The organism is Dyella flagellata, assembly GCF_030160275.1.
In the GTDB taxonomy this organism is placed as follows: Bacteria; Pseudomonadota; Gammaproteobacteria; order Xanthomonadales; family Rhodanobacteraceae; genus Dyella_B; species Dyella_B flagellata.
In genome coordinates this window covers 110,258-132,799 of the sequence record NZ_BSOA01000013.1, presented here as the reverse complement: position 1 = coordinate 132,799, position 22,542 = coordinate 110,258, and the positions used below count along the sequence as shown (strand labels likewise).

16 protein-coding genes are annotated in these 22,542 nt (G+C 61.6%); 12 read left to right on the top strand and 4 right to left on the bottom strand.

The window, feature by feature from the left end; genetic code table 11:
• The first annotated feature begins 97 nt into the window (after positions 1 to 97).
• The 6 genes from QQJ96_RS07845 to QQJ96_RS07820 all read left to right on the top strand — a co-directional run bounded on the left by QQJ96_RS07845 (position 98) and on the right by QQJ96_RS07820 (position 6,033).
• Positions 98 to 1,519 (top strand): M20 family metallopeptidase, encoded by a 1,422-nt coding sequence (locus QQJ96_RS07845; RefSeq protein WP_284331424.1) that lies wholly within the window; start codon positions 98 to 100, stop codon positions 1,517 to 1,519.
• Positions 1,516 to 2,211, top strand: a complete 696-nt coding sequence (locus QQJ96_RS07840; protein WP_284331423.1) for a YggS family pyridoxal phosphate-dependent enzyme — start codon at positions 1,516 to 1,518, stop codon at positions 2,209 to 2,211. The genes QQJ96_RS07845 and QQJ96_RS07840 overlap by 4 nt, the downstream gene beginning before the upstream one ends.
• Before the next feature lie 256 nt (positions 2,212 to 2,467).
• Positions 2,468 to 3,187 carry a C40 family peptidase gene (locus tag QQJ96_RS07835; protein ID WP_284331422.1) on the top strand — a complete coding sequence of 240 codons (720 nt, stop codon included), beginning with the start codon at positions 2,468 to 2,470 and terminating at the stop codon, positions 3,185 to 3,187.
• Positions 3,188 to 3,349: 162 nt separating this feature from the next.
• Entirely contained in the window at positions 3,350 to 4,003 is a 654-nt protein-coding gene (locus tag QQJ96_RS07830; RefSeq protein ID WP_284331421.1) for a rhomboid family intramembrane serine protease, read from the top strand.
• A 24-nt stretch (positions 4,004 to 4,027) separates the two neighbouring features.
• Positions 4,028 to 5,395, top strand: coding sequence for an amino acid permease (locus tag QQJ96_RS07825; protein ID WP_284331420.1), 1,368 nt, complete (start codon positions 4,028 to 4,030; stop codon positions 5,393 to 5,395).
• A gap of 101 nt (positions 5,396 to 5,496) precedes the next feature.
• A complete protein-coding gene (locus tag QQJ96_RS07820; RefSeq protein WP_284331419.1) occupies positions 5,497 to 6,033 on the top strand; it encodes an REP-associated tyrosine transposase in 537 nt (178 codons plus the stop codon).
• A gap of 71 nt (positions 6,034 to 6,104) precedes the next feature.
• Here the strand turns inward: QQJ96_RS07820 and rapA are convergent, their stop codons facing one another.
• The gene (rapA, locus tag QQJ96_RS07815; protein WP_284331418.1) at positions 6,105 to 8,945 is read right to left on the bottom strand and encodes an RNA polymerase-associated protein RapA; all 2,841 of its coding nucleotides are present in this window, start codon (positions 8,943 to 8,945) and stop codon (positions 6,105 to 6,107) included.
• A 383-nt stretch (positions 8,946 to 9,328) separates the two neighbouring features.
• Between rapA and QQJ96_RS07810 the strand changes: the two genes are divergently transcribed.
• The 6 genes from QQJ96_RS07810 (at position 9,329) to QQJ96_RS07785 (ending at position 16,738) form a co-directional block, all read left to right on the top strand.
• Entirely contained in the window at positions 9,329 to 9,901 is a 573-nt protein-coding gene (locus QQJ96_RS07810; protein WP_284331417.1) for a GspH/FimT family pseudopilin, read from the top strand.
• Positions 9,898 to 10,395 carry a type IV pilus modification protein PilV gene (gene pilV, locus QQJ96_RS07805; RefSeq protein ID WP_284331416.1) on the top strand — a complete coding sequence of 166 codons (498 nt, stop codon included), beginning with the start codon at positions 9,898 to 9,900 and terminating at the stop codon, positions 10,393 to 10,395. The genes QQJ96_RS07810 and pilV overlap by 4 nt, the downstream gene beginning before the upstream one ends.
• Positions 10,392 to 11,438 (top strand): PilW family protein, encoded by a 1,047-nt coding sequence (locus QQJ96_RS07800; RefSeq protein WP_284331415.1) that lies wholly within the window; start codon positions 10,392 to 10,394, stop codon positions 11,436 to 11,438. Before pilV ends, QQJ96_RS07800 begins: the two co-directional genes overlap by 4 nt.
• A 1-nt stretch (position 11,439) precedes the next feature.
• Positions 11,440 to 12,045 carry a pilus assembly PilX family protein gene (locus QQJ96_RS07795; protein WP_284331414.1) on the top strand — a complete coding sequence of 202 codons (606 nt, stop codon included), beginning with the start codon at positions 11,440 to 11,442 and terminating at the stop codon, positions 12,043 to 12,045.
• A gap of 68 nt (positions 12,046 to 12,113) precedes the next feature.
• Positions 12,114 to 16,214 (top strand): pilus assembly protein, encoded by a 4,101-nt coding sequence (locus QQJ96_RS07790; protein WP_284331413.1) that lies wholly within the window; start codon positions 12,114 to 12,116, stop codon positions 16,212 to 16,214.
• 11 nt (positions 16,215 to 16,225) lie between these two features.
• Positions 16,226 to 16,738: a type IV pilin protein gene (locus QQJ96_RS07785; protein ID WP_284331412.1), complete on the top strand. Its 513-nt coding sequence runs from the start codon at positions 16,226 to 16,228 to the stop codon at positions 16,736 to 16,738.
• Between the two features lie 15 nt (positions 16,739 to 16,753).
• On the opposite strand, the gene QQJ96_RS07780 is transcribed toward QQJ96_RS07785, so the two are convergent.
• The 3 genes from QQJ96_RS07780 to QQJ96_RS07770 all read right to left on the bottom strand — a co-directional run bounded on the left by QQJ96_RS07780 (position 16,754) and on the right by QQJ96_RS07770 (position 22,258).
• Complete coding sequence (locus QQJ96_RS07780; protein WP_284331411.1) at positions 16,754 to 17,440, bottom strand: Fe2+-dependent dioxygenase; 687 nt, start codon at positions 17,438 to 17,440, stop codon at positions 16,754 to 16,756.
• Between the two features lie 228 nt (positions 17,441 to 17,668).
• Entirely contained in the window at positions 17,669 to 19,840 is a 2,172-nt protein-coding gene (locus tag QQJ96_RS07775) for a TonB-dependent receptor (protein WP_284331410.1), read from the bottom strand.
• Between the two features lie 291 nt (positions 19,841 to 20,131).
• Positions 20,132 to 22,258, bottom strand: coding sequence for a M13 family metallopeptidase (locus tag QQJ96_RS07770; protein ID WP_284331409.1), 2,127 nt, complete (start codon positions 22,256 to 22,258; stop codon positions 20,132 to 20,134).
• Between the last annotated feature and the right edge of the window lie 284 nt (positions 22,259 to 22,542).

Sequence of the window (22,542 nt, the reverse complement as noted above, 5' to 3'; positions counted from 1 at the left end):
GCCCGCTTTGGAGCAGAGCGTATGTTCTCTTGCAGCAAGAGTTGCGATGGCTTGCGCTGTTAACATCGTACTTTCCCTTATTTTTTGTGGAGTCCGTATGGATATCGCGCGCGTCACCCGTTACATCAGCGATCTATGGGATGCGGAAATCGTTCCGCAATTGGTGGAGTACATCCGCATTCCCAACAAATCGCCGATGTTCGACCGGGATTGGGCAGCGCACGGCTACATGGACGCGGCAGTGAAGCTGATGGAGACCTGGGCGCGCGGCAAGCTCTCGCAACTGCCGGGGGCCACGTTGGAAGTTGTGCGGCTGGAAGGGCGCACGCCGCTGATCTATATCGAAGTGCCGGGGCAGGGCGACGACACCGTGGTGTTGTACGGCCACCTCGACAAGCAGCCGGAAATGACCGGCTGGTCCGAAGGACTGGGGCCATGGACGCCCGTATTGAAGGGCGACAAGCTCTACGGCCGCGGTGGTGCCGATGATGGTTATGCGATCTTCGGTTCGCTTGCCGCGTTGCTGGCTTTGCGCGAGCAAGGTGTTGCGCACGCTCGCTGCGTGATCCTGATCGAAGCGTGCGAAGAATCGGGCAGCTACGACCTGCCGCATTACGTGGACCATCTCGCGCCGCGCATCGGCAACCCTTCGCTGGTGGTGTGCCTGGATTCCGGTTGCGGCAACTACGATCAGCTGTGGCTTACCACCTCGCTGCGCGGCATGACCGGCGGCGAACTCACCGTCCAGGTGCTGGAAGAGGGTGTGCACTCGGGTGATGCGTCCGGCGTGGTGCCTTCCAGCTTCCGCATCCTGCGCGAGCTGTTGTCGCGCCTGGAAGATCCTGAGACCGGACGCATCAAGCCGGACGAGCTCTACGCGGACATTCCCGCGCAGCGAATCGAGCAGGCCAGGGCCGCAGCGGGCGTGCTCGGCAACGCCATCTACCAGAAATTCCCGTTCGTGGAAGGCATGCAACCGGTGACCGAAGACCTCACCGAACTCGTGCTCAACCGCACCTGGCGCCCGCAACTGGCCGTGACCGGTGTTGACGGACTGCCGCCGCTGGATAGTGCCGGCAACGTATTGCGCCCGAAGACCTCGGTAAAACTCAGCCTGCGCGTGCCGCCGACACTGGATGGTGCCAAGGCAGGCGAGTTCGTGAAGCAGTTGCTGGAGAAGGATCCGCCGTACGGCGCCAAGGTCAGCTTCAAGCTTGAGAAGGACGGCAGCGGATGGAATGCGCCGCCCTTGTCGCCGTGGCTGGAGCAGGCGGTGGCGGAGGCCTCGCAGCAGTACTTCGGTGCTCCGGCAGCGTACATGGGCGAGGGCGGCTCCATTCCTTTCATGGGCATGCTGGGCGCGAAGTTCCCGCAGGCGCAGTTCCTCATCACCGGCGTACTGGGGCCGCACTCCAATGCGCATGGCCCGAACGAGTTCCTGCACATTCCCACCGGCAAGAAGGTGTCGATGGTGGTGGCCGAGGTGGTAGCGCGGCATTTTCAAAACCATTCGCGATGATCGATATTGCTGCCAATTGGGCGGCCGTGCGCGGCCGGGTCGACGAGGCCTGCCGCCAGGCGGGCCGCAACCCGGCCGAAGTCACGGTGTTGCCGGTCAGCAAGACCTTTGGCCCGGAAGTGGTTCGGGCCGCGCTGGCGCTGGGTCTGAATCGCCTGGGCGAGAACAAGGTGCAGGAAATCCGGGAAAAGTCCGCGGCGCTGGCCGGCGAGGCAATCGATTGGGTGGTGATCGGCCACCTGCAAACCAACAAGGCCAAGGATGTGGCCCGGCTGGCCAGTGAGGTGCAGTCGTTGGACCGGCTGGAGCTGGCCGAGGCGCTGCAGCGGCGCCTGGAAGCCGAAAACCGCGCCCTGGACGTGCTGGTCCAGGTCAAGACAGCGCGCGAGGAGACCAAGCATGGTCTGGAGGCGGCGGACCTGCCGGGTTTCCTGGAGCGCCTGCGTGGCTTTCCCAGGCTGCGCGTGCAGGGCCTGATGACGCTGGCGACCCTGTCCGAGGATGCCGGCGAGGTACGTGCCTGCTTTCGCCACCTGCGCGAACTGCGCGACCAGTGCGCCGCCCAAGGACATGCGCTGCCACGTCTTTCCATGGGCATGAGCGGCGATTTCCCGTTGGCGATCGCCGAGGGCGCCACCGAGGTGCGCATCGGAACCGCCATTTTTGGTCACCGTTCCTACCCTGTCGCCTAGGTTTTTCGCTGTCCCTGACGTAAAGCAGGCGAAAAAATTTTCAGTGCGCGCCCGCGCATGAATTTGCGGTTTAATAAAATCATATGAAAAATCAGAGTATTAAGACGGGAGTGAGGCGAAATTCGATTTTCCGAACGATAGGGTTCAGTTAACCTCATCCGAACAAGTTACCGGCGAGGCTTTGTTACTTTCACTGCTTCGTCACGGCCGCCGCAGGGGGCGACGGCCGTTCCGGTAACCGCCCAGAGATCACCTAATGCCAAACACGCGACTTGTACTCGCCGCGCTTGCAACGGCTTTGTGCTTTTCAGGTAGCGCTTTCGCCGCCGACAACGTCAGCAGTATTCAGGCCCAGGTTTCCGGAAAGTTCTCCTCCGCGTTGATGAGTCCGCTCGCCGCTTTCACTCCCGCGGCAGCCCTGGCCCAGTCCACGCTTCCCACCCAGCTTCCGATCGCCGCGCTGGCGCACGACAAGGACAGCGCCGACGACAACACCGCCACCAAGGCGGATGACGGCATCGAACAGTTCAGCGACGCCAAGACCAGCCAGGACCTGCGCGACATGCTGATCGGCCTGGCCATGCAGCTGCGCCATGTGCGCTATGTGCGCGGCGGCCGCAATCCTTCCACCGGCTTCGACTGCAGCGGTTTCGTCCGCTACGTCTTCGAACGCGCGATCGGCCTGCAATTGCCGAGCAACTCCGCTTCGCAATACCTGGTCGGTCACATCATCCACCGCGATGCCATGCAGCCGGGCGACCTGGTGTTCTTCCGCACCGCCGGTGGCCGCCATGGCAAGGGCCGCATCTCGCATGTGGCGATCTACATCGGCGAAGGCCGCTTCATCCATTCACCGCGCCGCGGCGAATCGGTGCGCGTGGACAATCTCGCCGACAGCTACTGGGCCAAGCGCTTTGCCGGCGCCCGCCGCCCGGATGCCATGGCCCAGATCGATGCGGGCACGCACAACGGTTGATTTTCCAAGCAACGACGATTGTGAAAGGCCACCTCGGGTGGCCTTTTTTTGTTTAAGTACGCGGATGCCTGGCGGCCTTGAGGTCGTTGGAACGTACCCGCTAGGGTTCCCTTGCAGCTCCCCCCATATAAGCTCACTCATAGCCCAAAAAATTCGCCCGCCATGCCCACCCGCCTTCCGCCCGTCACGCGCAACCTGCTCATCGCCAATGTGGCGGTGTTCTTGTTGCAGCAGATGATGCACTACACCCTGATCGCGCATTTTGCGCTCTGGCCGTGGGGGCCGGACCACTGGGCGCAGTTGCCGGACGGCAGCCTGACGGCGATCGGTTTTCGGCCCTGGCAGCTGGTTACCTACGCCTTCATGCATGGCAGCCTGTCGCACATTTTCTTCAACATGTTCGCGCTGTATATGTTCGGCGGCGCCATCGAGCAGACCTTCGGGCCGCGCAATTTCACGCTGTACTACTTCGTTTGCCTGCTCACCGCCGCGCTGGCGCAATTGCTGGTGGTGAGGTACTTCACGCATGGCTTTGAACCTACGCTAGGCGCATCCGGCGCGATCTTTGGGCTGCTGTTGGCGTTTGGCATGCTGTACCCGCAAGAACGACTGATGCTGATGTTCCTGCCCATTCCTATCCCCGCCTGGCTGTTCGTGATCGGCTATGGCGCGGTTGAGCTGGTGCTGGGCGTGGGTGGCTGGGCGGCGAACGTTGCGCATTTCGCCCATCTTGGCGGTATGCTGGGCGGCTTCTTGATGATCGAATACTGGCGCGGCAAGTTTCCGATCAAACCCAAACGCCGTTTGTTGCGCTGAACAAAATCCCTGCGGACGGAAAGCATGACCCAACACCTGCAGCGCCGGCTGATGCCGCGCCACATCACCTTCATGGCGCTGGGCATGGCCATCGGTACCGGCCTGTTCCTGGGCTCGGCCAGCACCATCCAGCTCGCTGGCCCATCGGTGTTGTTCGCCTACATGTTCGGTGGCCTGATGATCTTCATCATCATGCGCGCATTGGGCGAAATGGCGGTACACGATCCGGTGGCCGGTTCGTTCAGCAGCTACGCGCATCGCTACCTGGGACCGTTCGCCGGCTATGTCACCGGCTGGAACTACTGGCTGCTGATGGTGGGCGTGGGCATGGCCGAGAGCACCGGCGTCGGCATCTACATGAAGCTATGGTTTCCCCACGTGGATCAATGGATCTGGGTGTTCGGCAGCGTGCTGATGATCGGCTCGCTGAACCTGATGGCGGTGAAGGTGTACGGCGAGATGGAATTCTGGTTCACCATGATCAAGGTGGTGACCGTGGTGCTGATGATCCTGGGCGGCGCCGGCATGATCTGGCTGGGCTGGGGCAACGGCGGGCATCCGGTGGGGCTGTCCAATTTGTGGAGTCACGGCGGCTGGTTCCCCAGGGGCGTGATGGGAACCGTGTTGGCGTTGCCGGTGGTGGTGTTCTCGTTCGGCGGCATCGAAACCGTAGGCATGGCGGCAGGCGAGGCCTCGCAGCCGGAGCGCACTATCCCGCGCGCCGTCAATTCGGTTCTGTGGCGTATCCTGATTTTCTATGTGGGCGCGTTGTTCGTGATCATGGCGATCTATCCGTGGGATCAGCTCACCACGCAGAGCAGCCCGTTCGTGACCACCTTCGACAAGCTTGGCATTGCGCAGGCGGCCGGCTTGATCAACTTCGTGCTGATTACCGCGGCGCTGTCAGGCTTCAACAGCACCACCTTCAGCGGCAGCCGCATGCTCTACAGCCTGGCCAACAAGGGGCAGGCGCCGGCGGTGCTGGCCAAGGTGAGCGCGCACGGCGTGCCGACCCGTGGCGTGCTGGTGACCCTGGCCTGCCTGATGGTAGGCGTGGTGCTCAATTACGAGCTGCCGAAGAACATCTTCCTGATGATGATGTCGATCCTCTCGTTCAACACCGTGTGGACGTGGTCGATGGTGTTGATCGCGCACTTCAGCTTCCGTCGCCGTTTCGGCAAGACCCAGTTCCCGCTGCGCGGCTGGCCTCTGACCAGCGCAATCTGCCTGGCCTTCATGCTGTTCGTGGTGTTCATGCTCGGCTATGACCCGGGCACGCGCGTGGCCTTGTACGTGGGCCTGGGCTGGGTGGTGTTGCTGACCGTCGCGTACTTCGTGTTCGGTATCGGCAAACGGATGACGATTGCCGCGGCGGATGCGAACGCGGCCTGATCTCGTCGGCGATTCCCGGCCTGGATGCAAGTGCTGGGATTACATCCCAGCCTACACGCTGAGCGTAGGCTGGGATGACAATCCCAGCTATTTCCACGCCAATGAGAACTTACACTCGCGCTCGCGTACCGGGCGCCATGTATTTCTTCACCGTCAACCTGGCCGAACGGCAGGGCAATGATCTGCTCACCCGGCATGCGGATGCGCTGCGCGAAGCTTTTCGCATGACGAGGCAAGCCCATCCGTTTATCGTCGAGGCCGCCGTGGTATTGCCGGAGCACCTGCATTGCCTATGGATGCTGCCCTCCAGCGATAACGATTTTTCTAGGCGCTGGCGTTTGATCAAGGCTCGCTTCTCACGAAGTATCCCTGCCAATGAGCGGACATCGCCAAGCCGACGGCGCAAAGGGGAGCGGGGCATTTGGCAGCGCCGCTATTGGGAGCATCTGATTCGCGATGACCGCGATTTCCAGCGGCACTTCGACTACATCCATTTCAATCCGGTCAAGCATGGCCATTTGGCCCATGTTGCGGACTGGTCGTATTCATCCTTTCATCGTCACGTTGTGCGCGGCGTGTATCCCATGGATTGGGCGGTGGCGCCGGGAGCGATCGATCTGGTATCCGCAGGTGAATAGGTACCCGTAGGCTGGGATGATAATCCCAGCGTCCACGCGGAAAGCTGGGATTGGCATCCCAGCCTACAATGTCAGCGCAATGCAAGAAAATCCGGGCTGACCACGAAGCGCACCGCATCCAGGCGCAAACGGGCCTGCGGCAGCGCTGCCAGCAGCGCTGAACGCTCTTCTTCCAGCCGTGCGATTTCCGTTTCGCTGATCGAAGGGTTCACGGCGCGCAGCGCCCGCAGGCGCGCAAGTCCCGCATCTAGATTTTCCATGGCATCGGTTAACGCGTTGGCCATGCTGCTTTGCGCCCGCAAGCTGGCCGCTGCCTCGGCCTTTTCCAGCATCGGCGGCACCAGCTTGGTCAGGAATTTGCGGTAGCGAGGTACCTCGATGGTGCGATCGGCCGCTTTGCGTATGGCGCTGTCGCTCGGCTGGAAACCAGGCCGTTCGGTGAGCTTGGTGTCGATCGCGGTCACGATCGGTTGCGTAGGCAGGAAGCGCTCCACATCCAGGCTGCGTTCGGCAACGCACTCCAGCACGTAGACGGCTTGCAGCAGTGCGTTACGTGGCGGCAATGCATCGTCCACCATGAAAGTGGCATTGCCGCGTTCGTTGGACAACACCAGGTCGATGGCGCTGGCGATCATCGGATGATCCAGGCGCAACAGCGGCAGCTCCTCGCGCGCGAGTGCGACATCGCGCGAGAACGTGACCGAAACAGGGCCTTCGCCAAAGCCGGGCAGGGCGTCGGTGGAAAGGTATTGCGGGTCGAGCAGCAGCACGTTGGGCCCAAGTTCTTCGGCGTGGATGCCGAAGGACTCCAGTAGTCGCTGCTGGAACGCGTCCCGGGAGGGATCGTCGTCTTCGCGGCGAAACGCTTGCGCCAACTCGTCCGCGTGCAGATCGCGGCTGGCGGCAAGCTCAAGCAGATGATCGCGGCCTGCACGGATCAGCTCCGCCATCTGCTCGTGCGCGGCCCGTGTTTCGGCTAGCAGCACGTCCAGTTCCTGGTCGCGTTGATCGTCGCCACGGGCGTGTTCTTCGGCGAGTTTCGCCAGCGTTTCACCGTAACGGCGCAGCAGCTCGCGGCCGTCAGCAGGGCTGCTGCGGAAGGCGTCGATGCCTTCGTCGTACCAGCGCGCCAGCACATGCTGGGCGCTATCGGCGGCGGCGATGATGTGGATGCTGATGTCGTGCTTCTGCCCGATGCGGTCCAGCCGGCCGATGCGTTGCTCCAGCAGGTCAGGATCCAACGGCAGATCCCACAGCACCAGCCGGTGCGCGAACTGGAAGTTGCGGCCTTCCGAGCCGATTTCCGATGAGATCAGCAGGCGCGCGCCATCCGGCTGGGCGAAATAGGCGGCATTGCGGTCGCGCTGCACTATCCCTAAGCCTTCATGGAATCGCGCGATGCCTGCGCCGGTGCGCGTGCGCAAGGCTTCTTCCAGTGCCAGCACCTTGGCCTGGCTGCGGCAGATCAGCAGGAACTTGTCTTGCGGGTAGCGATCGAGCAGGGCGACCAGGGTGTCGATGCGTGGATCGCTGGCGTAATCGAGCTCAAGCACCGGCACCGGCTGCTGGATATCGGCATGGAATTCCACCAGCAGCGCCTGGCGCGTGATTTCGTCCAGGCGTTCGGCATCCACCAGTTCCCACACCGGTACGCGTTTGGGAAAGCCGCCGATGCCGGCACGGCGATTGCGGAACATGCTGCGGCCGGTGCCGTGCCGATCGATTAGCGCCGCGAGCAGGTCGCGGCTGTGCTCGGGCTTGGTGGTGTCGCCAAGGCTGGCCTGCAACGCGGCGTCACCTTCGAAAGCCTTGCGCAGCTGTTCCAGCTCGGAAGCGGCGAGCGGAGTACGTTCCAGCAATTTGTCGGCAATATGTGAAAGCGCCTGGAACTGCTCGGACTCGGCCAGGTGGGCATCCAGATCGTGGTAGCGTTGCGGATCGAGCAGACGCAAACGGGCAAAGTGGCCGCTGCGGCCGAGTTGTTCCGGCGTAGCCGTCAGCAGGATCACGCCCGGTGTTGCGGCAGCGAGTTGCTCCACCAAGCTATAGCGTGGGCTGGCGTTGTCCGGCGCCCACGCCAGGTGATGGGCCTCGTCCACCACCAGCAGATCCCAGCTTGTATCCATGAGTTGCTGGGCGCGCTTGGGGTTATGTGCCAGGAAGCCGAAGTCGGCGATCACCAACTGCTCGTCTTCGAACGGATTGGCGTCGCTGCCCGATTGCTCCAGCGCCTCGCAGCGCTCTTCGTCATAGATCGCAAAATTCAGGTTGAAGCGGCGCAGCAGCTCCACGAACCACTGATACACCAGCGTATCGGGCAATAGCACCAGCACGCGCGAGGCACGCCCGGCCGAGATCTGGCGCGCGATGATCATGCCGGCCTCGATCGTCTTGCCCAGGCCCACTTCATCGGCGAGCAGTACGCGCGGCGGACGGCGCGCCGCGGCAATGCCTGACACCCGCAACTGGTGCGGGACTAGCCCGATTCGCGCCGAAGCCAGGCCCCAGCTTGCCGAGCGCCGCGCCTCGGCCCGGCGTTTCAGGCTCTCCAGGCGCAATTCGAAATGCTGCACCGGGTCGGTACGCCCGCCGATCAGCCGATCGTCCGCCTGGCTGACGCTCTGCTCGTCATCCAGCTGGCCCTCATGCAGTTCACGTCCCTCGCCGCGGTACACCAGCAGTCCTTCGCGCTCCTCAATCCGCTCGACCAGGAAGGCAATGCCTTTGCCGGACACCCGCTGTCCGGCCCGAAACTCCGCCCGTACCAACGGTGCGGAATCCATCGCATAAGGGCGCAATACCCCCGACTTGGCGAACAGCACCTGCACTCCGCGCCCTTCGACGCGCAGCACGGTGCCTAGGCCGAGTTCGGGCTCGGCGGTGGAGATCCAGCGTTGACCTGGTATGAACATCGTTAAATGAGTGACAGCTGGCCAGAAAGGGCAACGATTATCCGCTCCCTCACGTGCAGAAGAAACCATTGATTTTGCTCAGGCCCGCAGGCTGGGATGACCATCCCCCCAGGCCGGGCCTCCCGTAGGCTGGGTTGCAAACCCAGCTTGGTGATCAAGGAGCATGCCGGGACCGCCATCCCGGCGATCACGAACCGGGGCGCCAGCAGACCCGTGCAAGCAACACATTCCATGCGTGACCGCCCTCACGCCATCGGCGCCCCTTTAGTCCGCTCGTCGGAAAAACCCTGCCACTTGTCGGATAGCGCCTACTTAAAGGGGGGCGGGGACTGGCCGCCGCAAAATGCCTGCGTAGACTAAAACCTACGTACGGGGGGAATTTCATGCTTGTGTCGTTGCGAAGCGCGCCGGTCAGGTGTGTCAAGGGATTCAGCATGGTCGAGCTGATGGTCACGCTGGCGGTGGTCGCCATCCTCGCGGTGATCGCCGTACCCAACTTCAAGGACATGATCAATTCGAACCGGCTGACCACCGCGGCCAACGAACTCGTTGCCGGGCTCAATACCGCGCGCATGGAGGCGATCAAGCACAACTCCTACACTCAGTTTTGCAGCAATAGCGCGACCACCAACACCTCCGACACGCTCGGCACGGCCTGCGGTACTAGCGGTGGCGCAGTGTTTGTGCAGCAGACGTCTGCCAAAGCATTGCCGGTGTTTGGTGCTCCACCGGAGCTGCAGATGCCGGTGCAGATATCCGGCACTTTCGTTGCCATCCGCTTTCATGGCGATGGCCTGGGTTATACGCCCGGCTCAACCACGCCCTATAGCGACACCGCCACTTCGGCGTTGGCGGATATCTGCAGCGCCGCGCTCAGCAGCAACAACCACATCAAGGTCCAGATGGCGACCGGATCGATCATCACCACCACCACGACCACGGCGACTTGTCCATGACGCCTAGCCAAAGACAAAAGCGATTCGCGCGAATCGGTAGCCGGAACCAGGCCGGCGTTGGCCTGATCGAGGTAATGATTGCCGTACTGGTACTTTCGATCGGCTTCCTCGCGGTTGCCGCGTTGCAAGCGCGTTCGTTGTCCACCAACAACAGCGCGATGGTGCGCAGCATGGCCACGATCGCCAGCTATTCGATCCTCGATGCAATGCGCGCGGACCGTACCAACGCCGCGAACTATAACGGCACCTACAAAGGGAATGCCTGTCCAACGACCAACAGTACCCTGGCGCAAACGCAAATCGCGGCGTGGTGCAGCCAAGAGCTTAAACCCCTCGGCCAGTCTGCCACCACCATTGGTACGATCAACTGTGCTGCAGCTGCCGGTACACAGACCTCGCTGTGCAAAGTGATCATTCAGTTCGATGACAGCCGCGCTGGTGATGCTGGTTCTTCCGCCAGCAGCCAGACCTTCGTTACGCAGGCTTTGCTATGAGCAAGCATCCGATGACACGCAGCAGGCTACGGCACGGCGCAACGCGCTTCACGCAACGCGTGCATGGCTTCACCCTGATCGAAATGATGGTAGCGATGCTGCTTGGTCTTATCGTCATCGGCGGGGTGATCAGCGTATTCCTGGCCGGTCAACAGACCTATCGCACCAATGAAGCATTGGGTGACGTGGAGGACGGTTCGCGCACCGCGTTCGAATTGCTTTCCCGCGATATACGCGATGCCGGCAACACCGGCTGCGACACCAGTAGCGGGCGTGTCGCCAATGTCATTAATCCGCCGGACCCGTGGTACGCCGACTGGAACGATGCGCTGATCGGTTATGACGATGCCACTGCGGACCCGGCGTTGAGCGGCCTCAGCACGGGCAAGCCGGTGGCCGGCATGAGTTCGGTGCACGTGATCAGTACCGCCAATAGCGATATCACCATTGCACATACGCCTTCGACGAGCAATGCCAGCTTCAAGATCAACGCCGCCACCACCGACTTGACGACGGGTGATCTGATCATGATCTGCGATTTCGATCATGCTGCGATCCTGCAGATCACCAAGTACAACAGCGACGATAACGTCGTCCACGATTCAGGTGGCAACGCCAGTCCGGGCAACTGCTCGAAGGGCTTAGGCTACCCGACCTCCTGCAGTAATCCAGTCGGTAACGGCTACGCGTTTCCGCCCAATTCGCGGGTCGCCGTGCTCACTTCAGCGGTCTGGTATATCGGCACGAATCCTGTGGGCGGCAATTCACTGTATCGGCTTAGTGTAAGTCCCGGTGCCAGTGGCATGACGTCAACACCGCAGGAAATGGTGCGCAATGTCGTCAATATGAAAATTCAGTATCTGCTGCCGTCAAGCACCAGCTTCGTTAACGCCGCCAGCATACCCAGCACCGGCTGGGCGACGGTGAACGCTGCGCAAATCAAACTGATCGTGAACAGCACCTATGCGCGCGCCGGCGTGAATGGCACCGCGCTTACCCGAACTTTCACTTCTACCACCACCGTGCGCACCCGAGTGCAATGATATGAAAGCGCCAAATGGTTATCGTCGATCGCCGGTTCGCGTTCCTTCAATCGGAGCCCGCGCCCAGCGAGGCATTGCATTGGTAGTGGCATTGATCCTGCTGCTGCTGATCACCATGGTCGGACTGGCCGCCGTGCGTGGAACGATCATGCAGCAGCGGATGGCGTCCAACCTCTACGATCGCCAGGTGGCGTTTCAAAGCGCTGAGGCGGCGGTCCGTGCGGCGACCGCGCTGGTTGCCACCACGCCATCGATCATTTGGCACAACTGCCAGGCCGGCGGCATCACCTGCTTGCCCAATCCCTTCAACGATTCGACGCTGCCGTCAAGCGCTATCCACACGGTGTCCAAAGGGACGGCAACCGGCGACTACACCGCCAGCGCGGCGGCTGCCAGCCAACCGCAGTACGTGGTGGAGAATATGGGCAACTGGGTCGACCAGAAAACCAGCACCGGCTTCGGCAATACCGCCAACTCGCGCAACTATGGCGTGCAGGGCGGTTCGGGCACGAATGTGTATTACCGCATTACCGCGCGCAGCGGCGACCCTGCCGTAGTGGGCGACCGTGCCGTGGTGACGCTACAAGTGGTGGTCAAGCAAAGCTGATCGGGCGCACTCGATCCATGCATGTCGCGGGGTTGCGACGAGCTGTCCAATTTCAGGGTTAAACCGTGATGAACACGAAGCTACAAGCAGTTCGCCGTCTGGGTGCCGCAGCGTGCCGGTTGCTGGGTACGGTGCTGGCTGTCTGGACAATTGGCGCTAGCTACACGCCAGCGGCGGCCACCACCACGGTGCCCGTGGACCAGCAGCCGGTGACCTTGCAGCCGACGATTCCACCCAACGTGACTCTGATGCTCGACGATTCGGGTTCGATGAACTGGGACGTCATGCCCGACTATGGATATATCGGCGCGAATCCGGGTAACCCTACCGCGGCCGAGCTGACCAGTTCCAGCATCAATGGCGCTTACTACAACCCGAATATCACTTATGCCCCGCCGCAACAGGTCAATGGCTCCCTGTATCCCGCGCCGAGCTTTACCGCCGCATGGGTCGACGGTTTCAATCACAGTACCGGCACAGTAAATCTGTCGAACTACAATGGTTCGAAAGATTCGAGTAACAACAACACTTGCTACGCGGCCAACGCGTTCTGCCCGCCGAGCAATATCGGCTATTCGCAATCCTTTACTGTCACTTCGTCTGGCACACCTTACACGCCGCTTTGTCCATCCGGATCTACGCTTCAGAGTGGGCAGTGTCAGGAGCAGCCCTATGCACCGACTTGCCCGTGGGGCTACTCGCTGCAAACCACCGGCAGGAATGCGGGCCTCTGCGTCAATAGCAGAAATAGAACCAGGTCTCCTACCTGTCAGGGAACAGACACCTACAACTCCACGACCTTCATGTGCACGCCGGATCCGGCGTACGCGACTTCGTCGCCGTACTGCAATGGTTCGGATACCTTGGATACGAGCACGAACATGTGCGTGCCACAGACGACGAGCACGTATTCGTTCTTTACCTATACGGTGCAAAACTCAGATGGCACCTACACGAGTCACTACGTAGGCCTCAACGGTACTTGCGAACTGGCCGCCTCGGCTGGCATGACATCGAGCAACTGCGACGAAACCGCCGCCACCCAGCAGAACGTCGCCAACTGGTACTCCTACTACCACACCCGCATCCTGATGGCCAAGAGCGGCCTGATGGCGGCCTTTTCCACCGTGGACAAGTCGTTCCGAGTGGGCTTCGGCTCGATCAACGGCAACAACACCGCTGGCCTTCCAACACTGCAGTATCCATTCGACGATTCCGGCAATGGAGAAGGCAACGCCCAGAATGCCCTGGCCGAGGACCAGCCGTTCGGCGATGGTTCCAGCGGGACCCAGAAGGCCGCGTTCTGGACCTGGATCCTTGGCGAGAATGCGGGTGGCGGTACACCCTTGCGCACGGCATTGGATCGGGTGGGGCAGTACTACCAGACTTCGCAGCCTTGGACGACGATGTCATCCGATCCCGGCTATGGGACGACCAACCAACCGAGCAGTATCGCCTGCCGGCAGTCCTACACCATTTTGACTACCGATGGTTTCTGGAACGACAGTTACTCGTCGTCGGCCGAGAACGGCGCCAGTAGCGCGGCCTGGCCGACGGTGAACGGGCCCAATGGCCTGACGTGGCCAAGCACACCCGGCAGCTCGCCCGCAGCGCCTTACTCCGGTGGCGCGCCGAGCGATGGTGGCGCGTCTCTCGCCGACGTAGCCATGTATTACTGGGAAAACGACCTGCAAAACAGCACGTCCTTTCCCAACGAAGTGCCGACCAACGCGGAAGATCCAGCGTTCTGGCAGCACATGACCACCTTTACCATGGGCTTGGGCTTCACCCCGTCGGGTATTACCGGCACGGCATCCAATGGCGATTCGCCACCCACTGTCAGCGACGTCTTCAGTGCTGCCAACGGTAAGCTTACGCTCAGCAACTTCAGCTGGCCTGCGCCTGCGTCGAACTCGATCTACAACATTGCCGACCTGGAACATGCGGGCGTGAACGGGCACGGCGGCTTCTATTCCGCGACCAGCCCGGCAACGTTTATTAGTGGTTTGACCGATGCCATACAACGTGCCTCCGAGCGCGCGGGTACCGGCGCCAGCCTGGCGGCCAACTCCACCCAGCTCACCAACGGCACGGTGGCTTATCAGGCGAATTACTACACGGTCAAGTGGACCGGCGACCTGAAGGCGCTGGCGATCGATTCCACCACCGGCGCGATCGCCACCACGCCAACATGGAGTGCGGCCGCGCAGATGGACGACAGCAATGGCATCGTCACCTATCCCAATCGCAACATCGTTACCTACGTGCCGTCGGCCTCGTCGGGGAGCAGCGGTTCGTTCGTGGCGTTCAAGAACTCTTCCTCCGGTGCGCCGCCCGCTTTGTCCAGCACACAGCTCGCCGCGCTGGGCAGCACGACAGCAGCACAGGTAACGATGGTGAACTACCTGCGTGGCGATACCACGCTGGAGCAGAAAAACAACGGCAACTATCGCGATCGCAATACCGCGCTAGGCGACATCGTGGACTCGCAACCGGTGTATTCCGGTGCTCCCAATCTGAACGAGTTCGAGAACCAGGCATTTACCGGCATCGCCAACTCCGCGAGCAGCGGCGACAATTCGTTCCTGGCCTGGGCTCAAAGTACGGCCGACAGCAGCGGCGCCGCCGTGACCAATGCTGTTTCCGCGCGCAAGCCCTTGGTGTTCGTAGCGGCCAACGACGGCATGCTGCATGCCTTTGACGCCAGCAACGGAACTGAAGTGTATGCCTACCTGCCCGGTGCAGTGATCGCGGCGGGCGGCACGACCAATACGGGAGCCAATCTGGCGAGCCTGTCGGATCCCTCCTACGGTAATACCACCTTGCCGCATCAGTACTTCAACGACGGTGAGTTGACCATCGCCGACGCCTATTTGCCCGGGCTCACGGCAGACAATGGCTATAGCTGGCATACCATCCTGGTGGGCACCACCGGCCGTGGCCCGGCCAAAGCCGTCTATGCGCTGGACATTACCGATCCCAGCAACATCAAGCCTCTATGGGAGCGTTCCGCCGGCGACGGACTGACCAACAGCAACTACATTGGCCAGATGGTAGGTAAGCCGGTGATCGCCAAAGTGCAGGACGGTACCAATTCCGACTGGCAGGTGTTGATCGGCAACGGTTACAACAGCACCGCCGGCTCGGCGGCCTTGCTGGAATTTGACCTGGCCACCGGTACGCTCAGCGTACACACGACCACCAACCGCATCTCCACCGCGGCCAATGGCCTCGCCGCACCGGTAACCTGGATGGATGTTGCGGGCAATGGTGTCAGTACCGAGGCCTACGCGGGCGATCTACAGGGACAGGTGTGGCGGTTCCCGCTGGGTAGCGCACAAGGCAATAACTACAATACCGATCCGAGCACTTTAGGCGGCGTGAGCACGACCGGAACTGTCGTTTTCTCCACCCCGCTGGATACCAGCAGCAATCCGCAACCGATCACGGCCGGCATGTTGGCGGGCGAGGATCCCACCACGGGCAACGTGTGGGTGTTCTTCGGCACCGGTCAGTACCTCAGCAGCAGCGATCTCAGCAACCAGCAAGTAGAGAGTTGGTACGGTGTGATTGCCCAGCCGGGTGGCTCCTCCACGCCGACGAGTAGTGCAACGGTGAGCAATTTGAAGCAGCGCTCGATCATCTATCAGCTGAACGGCGATCCCACCGCTAGCCCCCCTACCTTGGGTGAGCGCGTAGTGACGCCAATGCCGACCCCGAGCGACATGAGCGGCGAGCTCGGCTGGTACATGAACCTGGAGGCGCCGACGGGAACCAACGGTGCCTTGGTCGCCCAGGGCGAGCGCATGGTCACGCCCAACCAGTTCCAGGGCAATTTGCTGCTGGGCACCACGCGCATCCCGGTGGTTACCGATATCTGCAACCCTTCCGGCAGCGGTTGGGTGATGGCGGTCGATCCCTTCACCGGCACCAACCCATCTGCCCAATTCTTCATGGGCAGCGGCGGTACCGCTACGTTCACCTACAACGGCAAGACCGTGACCATGCCGACATCGGGTTTGGGCTTCAGTGCGCTGCCCAACAACCCGATCTTCGTGGGTGGCGACATGCTCAATAGCTTCGATAACGGCACTACATCCAACCAGATGACCACTGGCTCGACCGGAACCACGACGCGTGTATCCTGGCAGGAAGTGGTGAATCAATGAGGCCCGGCATCATGAATCGACCCAATGGCCATGTGGAAGCCCGCAAGCTTGTCGTTCGCCCACGGCTTGGGCAAAAGCGGATTCGCCGCGATAGGCAGGCGGGTTTCAGCCTGGTCGAACTGATGATCTCGGTGGCGATCGTCGCGATACTGGCTGCGATTGCCGTTCCCGCCTACACGCAGTACACGATCAAGACCAACCGTAGGGCGGCGGAGGCATGCTTGTCCGAGCATGCCAATTACATGGAGCGGATTTACACCACGACCTTGAACTACGGCCAGATGCCCGCGTCCAGTTCTACCTCGGGAGCAACAGTGGCGACAACGCTGCCAACGCTCGATTGCGCAGCACCCAGCCAGACCGGGAAAAATTATAGTTACGCGTTTGGTCCAGCCAATCCCAGCACTTCGGCCTACAGTGTCCAGGCGACCCCTACGAGCTCCTTACAGCTGAAAGACAGCTGTGGAACGCTCTCGATCAACCAGGCGGGCACCCGCTCGCCATCTACCACGGGGTGCTGGTAATCCCCAAGAGGCTCCTTAAGTCTCCGCCCACATCCGCAACAAGTTGTGATAGACGCCGGTAAGCCTCACTCGCGCGGCTTCATCGGCGTGGGTGGCGGTAAGCCGCTGGATGGCGTTATCCAGGTCGAACAGCATGCTGCGCTGACCGTCATCGCGCAGCATGCTTTGCACCCAGAAAAAGCAAGCCAGCCGTGTGCCGCGCGTAACCGGGTTCACGCGATGCAGGCTGCTGGCGGGGTAGAGGATCATGTCGCCGGCAGGAAGCTTGACCGTCTGGGTGCCATAAGTGTCTTCGATCAATAGTTCGCCGCCGTCGTAGCTGTCGGGCGAGGCCAGGAACAGTGTGGCGGAGAGATCGGTGCGGATCTTGTCGGCGCTGCCGGGTAGCAGGCGGATGGAGCCGTCGACATGGCTGCCGAAGTGCATGCCACCCCCGTAGCGGTTGAACATCGGCGGGTAGATGCGGTTGGGCAGCGCAGCACTGATGAAGAGCGGGTGGCGTTCCAGCGCGCCAAGCACGATGTTGCCCAGTTCATTGGCTAGCGGCGAGCCTTCGGCGATTTGCTGGTTTTGCTTGACGCGGGTGCCCTGGTGGCCGGCGGTGACACGGCCGTCGACCCAGTGGGCGTCCGCGGCGTCCAGGCGTTGGCGAAAATGGGCGACTTGGTCGGTGCTGAGCAGGGTTGGGATGTGGACCAGCATGGTGGTAGGACTACTTGTGATCAGCGCAATGGAATGAGGGTTTGCTCCCTCCCCTACGTGTAGTAGGGGAGGGTTGGGGTGGGGTGAAGCAAGCTCGCGATGAATTCAAGCATTTCCGCAAGCTCGTGCAACCCCACCCCAGCCCTCCCCTGCACGCAGGGGAGGGAGCACGTCATGGCGAGTGTCGAGGTGCACGCTTCGGGTTACAACCAACTATGAGCGTATCTCTCAGAACTTGTACGTAACCGTCCCCAACACCGTACGCCCAACCCCAGGCACCGCCCGCCCGCCGTCGGACGGTATCACTGCATCGAAATACCGCTTGTTGGCAAGGTTCAACAAATTGAGCCGGATGTCATAGCGAGGCTGATGGTACGCCAGCATCGCATCCCAGCGCGTATAGCCGCCCACGCTGGTCTTGTCGGTATTCGCCGCATAGCGTTGCGACATGTAAGTAGGGCCACCGCCTGCTTCCCAGTGCTGGGCGAAGGTATAGGTGGTCCAGGCGGTAAAGGTGTTGCGTGGCGTGTTGGCCGGTACGTTGCCTTGGGTGCCGTCCAAGGCTTTCACAATCTTGCCGTCCATGTAGCTGTAGCCGGAGAAGACCTGCCAGTGGTCGGTGAGATGTCCGACTACTCCCAGCTCCGCGCCACGCACGCGAATGTTGCCATTGAGCGTGTATTCGCCGGATGAGGTTTGCGTGCGCGCATTGGTCTGTTCCAGCTTGTACAGCGCGGCATTGACGCCAAGCATGTCGTCGAGCAGATTCCACTTGGCGCCGATTTCGTAGGAGCGGTTTTTCGAAGGGGCGAGGTTTTGCGTGCCGTTGGTAAGCGTGAGCTGTTCCAGCACCGGGTTGAACGAGGTGCCATACGACACGTAATAGGACTGTTTTTCGCTGGGCTGATAAATCACGCCGCCGCGCACGCTGGTGAAATACACCGTCTGCTGGGCATAGGCCGGCGCTGAAAGGGTATTGCTGATGTGTGCGTCGAAGCGGTCGCGGCGTACGCCGGCCACCACCATCCAGTGATCGTCTAGCTTGATGGTGTCGTTGGCGTAGACACCGACCGACTTGCCGACAGACTGCGCATAATTGCCCACAGTAGTGGTGACGTTGGCGGGTGTGGCTTGCTGCGCAGGATCGAGCAAGGAAAGGAGTGGCAAGCCGTTACGCGTATAGGTCTGGTTGTTGTAGGTTTCGCGTGCGAACTCCACGCCGGTGACCAGGGTGTGCTGCCAGTTACCGGTTGAGAACTTGTTGACCAGATCGGTCTGGCTGTCCAGCAGTTTGTCGTGGATGACGCGGTCGTGGCTGGCCAACTGCACGTAGAGATCCTGCAATGGCAGGTTGGTGGGATTGCCAAGAGTGCGGTTGAGCGTTACGCCACCAGCCGTGACGACGCTGTTGGCGGCAGTTTCGCGCGCATCGGTTTTGTATTGGCTGTATTGCAATTGCGTGCGCAGGGTAAGGTGATCCGAGAACGTATGCTCCAGGCGTGCGTTGAATTCGTCGATGCTTTGAATGGTGCGGTCGTCGGTCAGGCCGTACCAGTTTTTCGGATTGACGTGCGCAGGTCGGCCGTTGATCGGTGGCAGGCCGTAGTCGGGCATGTCGTGGTTACGCTGGATCAAGGCCGATAGCGTGATTTGGGTCGGTGTGCCAATACCAAGGCGCAGCGCCGGTGCGATGCCGCCGTCGCGGTTGTTCAACACCTCGCGCGTGGAGTGCATGTCCTGGCCGTAGATGTTCAAGCGCGCGGCGGCGGTGCCGGACAGTGGTTGATTGATGTCGCCGGTAAGGCGGTAACGGTCGCCGCTGCCCACCGTCGCGCTGATCTGGCCGAACGCCTTCAACTCGGGTTGCTTGCTGACCTGGTTGATCACGCCACCGGTGGAGCCGCGGCCGAACAACATGGACGAGGGCCCTTTCAGCACTTCGACGGCGTCCAGATCGAACACGTCGCGGTAGTACTGGCCGGGGTCGCGGAAGCCGTCCAGATAGATGTCGGTGCGTGCGGTGAAGCCGCGCAGGTTGATGTTGTTGCCGATTTGCCCGCCTTCGGCCGCGCCGATGGTAATGCCCGGCACGTTGCGCAACGCATCCTGCAGCGAGGTGGCACCTTGGGCGTCGAGCAGATCGCGGTTTACCACCACCACGCTCTGCGGGATGTCGCGCAGTGATGTGGGCACCTTGGCGCCGACGCTCGATGTGTCAGCGGTGTAGTCGTTGCCGATGATGCTGCCGGTGACGTGCACCGTGTTCATGGTTTTGGGCGTGGACGGCTCGTTGCTTGGGCCAGCGGAGGAAGCTGTGCCTTGTGCGGATGTCGCAGCGGGGAGGGCGAGTGCAAGCAGCAGGGCGGTTTGCAAAGGCGAAGCAGGGAAGTTGGCGGGCATGGGAACGATGTCGGCAAGGTGGAAGGAACAGAACCGGCTTGGCTGGCTGCTTGAGCGCGTCTGGGCTCAATCCCGCTTGCGACCTTGAAAGGCGTTCTGTAAATACGAATCGTTCCCATTCTTACATAATGTTACACGTCTGTGAAGCAGCGACCGCCGCGTAGGCTGGGATGCCAATCCCAGCTTTCTCGCGGTGCAGGGATGCTGGGATTGTCATCCCAGCCTATCCACGAAAAAGCCCCGCATCGGCGATGCGGGGCTTTGGTTTTCCCAACTAGGGCGTCGTGCGACTTACCAGATCTTCACCTGCTTGTCGCCGTCACGGACCATCGTGTCGCCCGCCTTGCACTGGAAGGCCTGCGCAAATGCCGGCATGTTCGACGGCGCACCAACAGCGCGCAGCGAAGCCGGAGCGTGCGGATCGATGTTCAGATACAACTCCGCTTGCTTCTCGCGGGTGTTGTTGCGCCATACGCGCGCCCAGCTCAAGAAGAAGCGCTGGTCTTCAGTGTAGCCGTCGATCTTGTCCTGCGCCTCGCTGGGGTTCTTCTTCAGCGCATCCTGCAGAGCATCGTAGGCCACGTTGATGCCGCCCAGGTCCGCAATGTTCTCGCCCAGGGTCAGCTGGCCATTGACGTGCAGGTCCGGCTTGTCCTTGATCGGCGCATACCCGTTGAACTGATCCACCAGTTTGCCGGTGCGTGCCTTGAACTGCGCCTTGTCCTGCGCCGTCCACCAGTCGGCCTTGTTGCCGTCGCCGTCGAACTGCGCGCCCTGGTCGTCGAAGCCGTGGCTGGACTCGTGCCCGATCACGGCGCCGATGCCGCCGTAGTTGATCGCGTCATCGCCCTTGGCATAGAAGAACGGCGGCTGCAGGATGGCGGCCGGGAAGTTGATGGTGTTGGTGCTGGGATCGTAGTAGGCGTTCACCGTTTGTGGCGTCATGCCCCACTCGGTGCGGTCGGTGGGCTTGCCGATGTGGCCAATGTCCCATTGGTAGTTGAATTTGGCCGCGGCCATCAGGCTGCCGTAGTAGTCGCCCTGCTTGATGTCCAGGCCATCCCAGCTGCGCCAGTGGTCCGGGTAGCCGATCTTGGGCAGGAACTTCTGCCACTTGTCCAGCGCCTTCTGCTTGGTGGCGTCGCTCATCCAATCCAGGTGCTGGATGCGATCCTTCAGGGCTTCGCGCACATTGGTCACCAGATCCTGCGCACGCTGCTTGGCTTCGGGCGTGAACTCCTTGGCCACGTACAGCTGGCCCAAGGCTTCGCCCATGGAGCCGTTGACTGCACCCAGCACGCGCTTCCACAGCGGCTTCTGTTCCGGCTGGCCGGAAAGCGTCTTGCCGTAGAAATCGAAGCGGTTGTCCTGGAAGGCGGTGCTCAGGTACGGCGAAGCGCTGCTGATGGCGTGGAAGCGCAGATAAGCTTGCCATTGCGCTATCGGCGCGGTGGTCAGCAGCTTGTCGAATTCGGCGAAGAACTTCGGCTGTGACAGCGAGAAGCCCTTGTCGATGCTAACGCCCTGGGCCTTGAAGAAGTCACCCCAGTTGAAGTGCGCAGTGAGCTTGTCCGCCTCGGCCACGCTCACGAAGTGATATTGGTTGTCCAGGTCGCGCATTTCGGTGGGCGAGAGCGAGGACTGCGCCAGCTTGGTTTCGAATGCCAGCACTTCGTCGGCCTGCTTCTTGGCATCGGCCTCGGCTACGCCGGTCAGCTCCAGCGACTTGGCGATATAGTCCTTGTAGGCACTGCGGATATCGGCGTATTTCGCCTCGGTGTAGTAGTCGCGCGTGGGCAGGCCCAGGCCCGACTGGTTGGCGAAACCGATCTGGATCTTGGCATCCTTGAAGTCGGCGCCGGAGCCGAATTCGAACACCTGGCTGTCGCCGTCGGCGAAGCGGTCAGTAATGTACTTGGCGACGTCAGCCGGCTTTTTCAGCGCATCGATCGCGGCGAGCTGCGGCTTGATCGGATCGTAGCCAAGCTTGTTGACGGCGTCCTGGTCCATGCCGGCCTGGTACAGGTAGCCGATCTTCTGTTCGATCGACCCCGGCTTGGCCTGTGCGATGTTCTTGGCGGCCGCATCAACGATGTCGTGCTGCGTGCTCAGGCTCTGCTCGGCCAGCGCATCGAACGCGCCCCAACGGGTGCGGTCCTGCGGAATCGGGTGGGCGGCGACCCATTTGGCATTGACGAAGCCGTTGAAGTCCTGGCACGCGTTGATGGAGGCGTCCAGCTCGCTGGCGTCGAACACGCTGACCGGCTTGGTGGCAGCGGCGGTGCTGGCTGCAGCGGCAGGTGCGCTGGCCGACGGTGCCGGGGCCGGTGTCTGGGCTTGCTCTTGCTTGCCGCACGCGGCCAGGGCAAAGGTGACGCTCGCGGCGAGCAACAGCGGCTTCAAATGCTTGTAGGTCATGAATATCCCTCTGGAAAAGGTCGTATGAATCGCCCGGGGCGCTTCCTGGTTTGGCTGGCCTTGGTATCGCGCGCAATGCCGATTCCGGCCATGACTTCCCAAGCTAGGTCATAGGTCATGGTGTACCCAGTGTCAAAGGTCAGGGGTGGGGTAGGCGCCCGCCGTGGCCGTTTGTGCGGTTATGCCGTGTGCAGGCCGGGATGGCTATCCCAGCTACGCAGCCCACCGAAAACCCGCACTCGTCGAGCAGCTGTTATTCGCCTGTCATGGCCAAGCGCTAAGGT